This window comes from Occallatibacter sp. (genome assembly GCF_049802275.1).
GTDB lineage: Bacteria > Acidobacteriota > Terriglobia > Terriglobales > Acidobacteriaceae > Telmatobacter.
Window position 1 is genome coordinate 1 of record NZ_JBARMD010000213.1, and the last position, 2,676, is coordinate 2,676.

A 2,676-nucleotide genomic window follows, 5' to 3' on the forward strand; every position below is an offset into this window, starting at 1 on the left:
TCCCTGTCGGCGCCGCCCTTGGTTACGTGGCTGGCGGACAGATGGGCACGATGTGGGGCTGGCGCGCTCCCTTCTTTATTTGCGCCATCCCGGGTCTGATCGTGGCTGTACTCTATGGCATCTTCGGTAGCGAACCGGTGCGCGGCGCGCAGGATCACATCAAGCCCACAACTGATCGCGCCACCGTAGCGGGTCTCTTCCGCAACCCCGCATTCCTCACCGCCACCTTCGGCTTGGCCATGTTGACCTTCGCCATGGGCGGCATCTCCAACTGGATACCCGAATTTCTCCACAATCCCATCGGCCTCTCCGTAGCGAAAGCCAGCCAGCTTGCCGGCGCCAGTACCGTGCTCGACGGCATCCTCGGCACCGCCATCGGTGGCTGGATCGCCCAACGCTGGCTCCGCACCAATCACCGCGCTCTCTACCTGCTCAGTTTTTGGAGCGTGGCACTCACGCTCCCCTTCGGCATCCTGCTCTTCTTCGGTCCCAGCCGCTGGGCCGTGCCAGCGCTGTTCGCGGCGGAGTTCTTCCTCTTTCTCAACACTGGTCCCCTAAACACGGCCATCGTGAATTCCGTTTCCGCACCCGTGCGGGCCACCGCTGTCTCAGTCAATCTTTTCTGCATTCACTTCTTCGGCGACACATTTTCGCCCCAGATCATTGGCAAGATCGCCGACCGGTCCAATCTCCGTATCGGTCTCGGCGCGACGTTGATCTTCCTCGTCTTCTCATGCGCTTTCCTGCTCGTCGGCTCCCGATTCGCGCCGCAACTCGAAGATGCCTCACTCTAGCTTCCCAACAGTCCTGCGTAAACTGGCAACATGATTCCTACCGATGTGCTACGGCCTGCGTTGATCGTTCTGGCGTGGCTGATGGCCTTGAGCTGGTTTCAACGCTCTGTCATGGCGCTGCGTGGGATGGCGTCGGTTCTTGACCTGACTGCAACGGACGAATGCCAACTGCCGCCGTTGCCCGAACGCAATGTCCCCGACGTGACAGTCATTGTTCCCGCACGCGATGAGCAGGATTCAATTGAAGCAACCCTCGAGTCGCTGCTTCGCTCCGAAGCAGTTCGAGCGCAGATTGTTGCCATCGACGATCGTTCGGATGATCGTACCGGCGAAGTTATGGACGCAGTGGCATCAAGGCATCGCAACGATTCGAACACCCTTGAGGTCATACATAATCGAGAGTTGCCCGAGGGTTGGCTTGGAAAGCCGCACGCCCTGGCCCTTGGTGTTGCGCGTGCCCGCGCTCCGTGGCTGCTCTTCACCGACGGAGACGTGACCTTCGCGCCGCAAGCCCTGGAACTGGCCTTACGCGCGGCTACGAAAGCAGGCGCGAACCATTTCGTCCTCGTGCCGACATTGACGCACGAAGGTGTGCTGGCAGCAGGAGTGCAGGGCTCGATTCAGGCGCTCGGTCAATGGGCCGCACGCATGTGGAAGGTCCAGGATCCCAATGCAAAGGACTTCTTCGGAGTGGGCGGATTTAACCTGCTCCGAGCGGACGCTCTCGAAGCTGTTGGCGGGATGGAGCGTTTGCGCATGGAGATTGTCGAAGACGTTTCGCTGGGCTGGCTTGTGAAGAAGGAATTGCACCGGAAATCAATGATGGTGCTTGGACCGGGGCTCGTAAAAATCGCGTGGATGCGAGGACCATTTGGAATTGTGAGCCTCCTCGAAAAGAATGCCTTCGCCGGATTTCGCTACAGTGGCTGGTTCACGCTCGTTGCCTCAGTGGCGCTCGTTGTGCAGGCCATTGTCCCGCTATTGGCGCTTGTCGCAGGACCGTGGGGAATAGCCGCATGCGTCGCGCTCTATTGCAGCGTTGCCATGAGTTTCCATGCCAACCGGAAGATGAATAGTATTTCGCCGCTGCTGGCCATCCTGTATGCGCCGAGCGTACTGATTTTGGCCTGGGCATTTTTGCGGTCGATGATTCTCACTATCAAGCGAGGCGGCGTAACCTGGCGGGGCACTCTCTATCCGCTGGCAGAACTCAAGCGGGCCATGATCCCCTGGCGTATCGGCTGATCCTTGCCAAACCTACTTGCTCGGCAGGGTTTCCTGATCCCGCGAATTCATGAAAGCGCGATGTCTGCCATGTGGCCGCAGATTCGGATCCGCGATCGGCGGCTTCGCTTGTTCGCCTGAAAACCCATGCAGCAGTTTTGGGTTTGGTTTGAACTTCGGTTCCCCGCCGTAGAACTGCCGCGCATGACTCAGCACCATGCCGCTGCGTCCATGCATCGCCTGCACAATCCCGCGCACATGCACATCCTCATCGCGATACTTCTGCAACTCGCCGACTTCAACACGATCCTCGCGCAGACTAACAATCGTAAAGCCGCACTTCTCATCAGGAGTCTCCGGCGAACACACGTCCAAAAACCGCGTCCCATCCGCCAACTCCACCACATCATACACATGCACCTCGACGCACACATCCTTGTTGGCATGTTTCGCAGCTTCGTCCGAAGTAACGCAGTCTTTCCCCTTCGCAGCAAATCCAACGGCAGAGAACAGCCAAATCAGGAGAATCCGAACCAACGTTGTGCGCACAAGCAAACCCTTCCGGGGAATCGATAGATTAAACTTCGCGGGGCGAACTATAAAGTACCTTCATCACACAACCAAATCTGAGAGTCGATCAGAAGCTATATACACATTG

At 58.2% G+C, this 2,676-nt stretch carries 3 protein-coding genes; 2 read left to right on the forward strand and 1 reads right to left on the reverse strand.

Translation table 11 applies throughout. The features are described 5' to 3' along the window. Both WA354_RS07255 and WA354_RS07260 read left to right on the forward strand, forming a co-directional pair. On the forward strand, positions 1-794 hold a 794-nt coding region (locus WA354_RS07255; RefSeq protein WP_472812332.1), incomplete at its 5' end, for an MFS transporter. A 30-nt stretch (positions 795-824) separates the two neighbouring features. Continuing rightward, positions 825-2,039: a glycosyltransferase family 2 protein gene (locus WA354_RS07260; protein ID WP_472812333.1), complete on the forward strand. Its 1,215-nt coding sequence runs from the start codon at positions 825-827 to the stop codon at positions 2,037-2,039. A gap of 12 nt (positions 2,040-2,051) precedes the next feature. Here the strand turns inward: WA354_RS07260 and WA354_RS07265 are convergent, their stop codons facing one another. Further along, a complete protein-coding gene (locus tag WA354_RS07265; RefSeq protein ID WP_472812334.1) occupies positions 2,052-2,567 on the reverse strand; it encodes a hypothetical protein in 516 nt (171 codons plus the stop codon). Between the last annotated feature and the right edge of the window lie 109 nt (positions 2,568-2,676).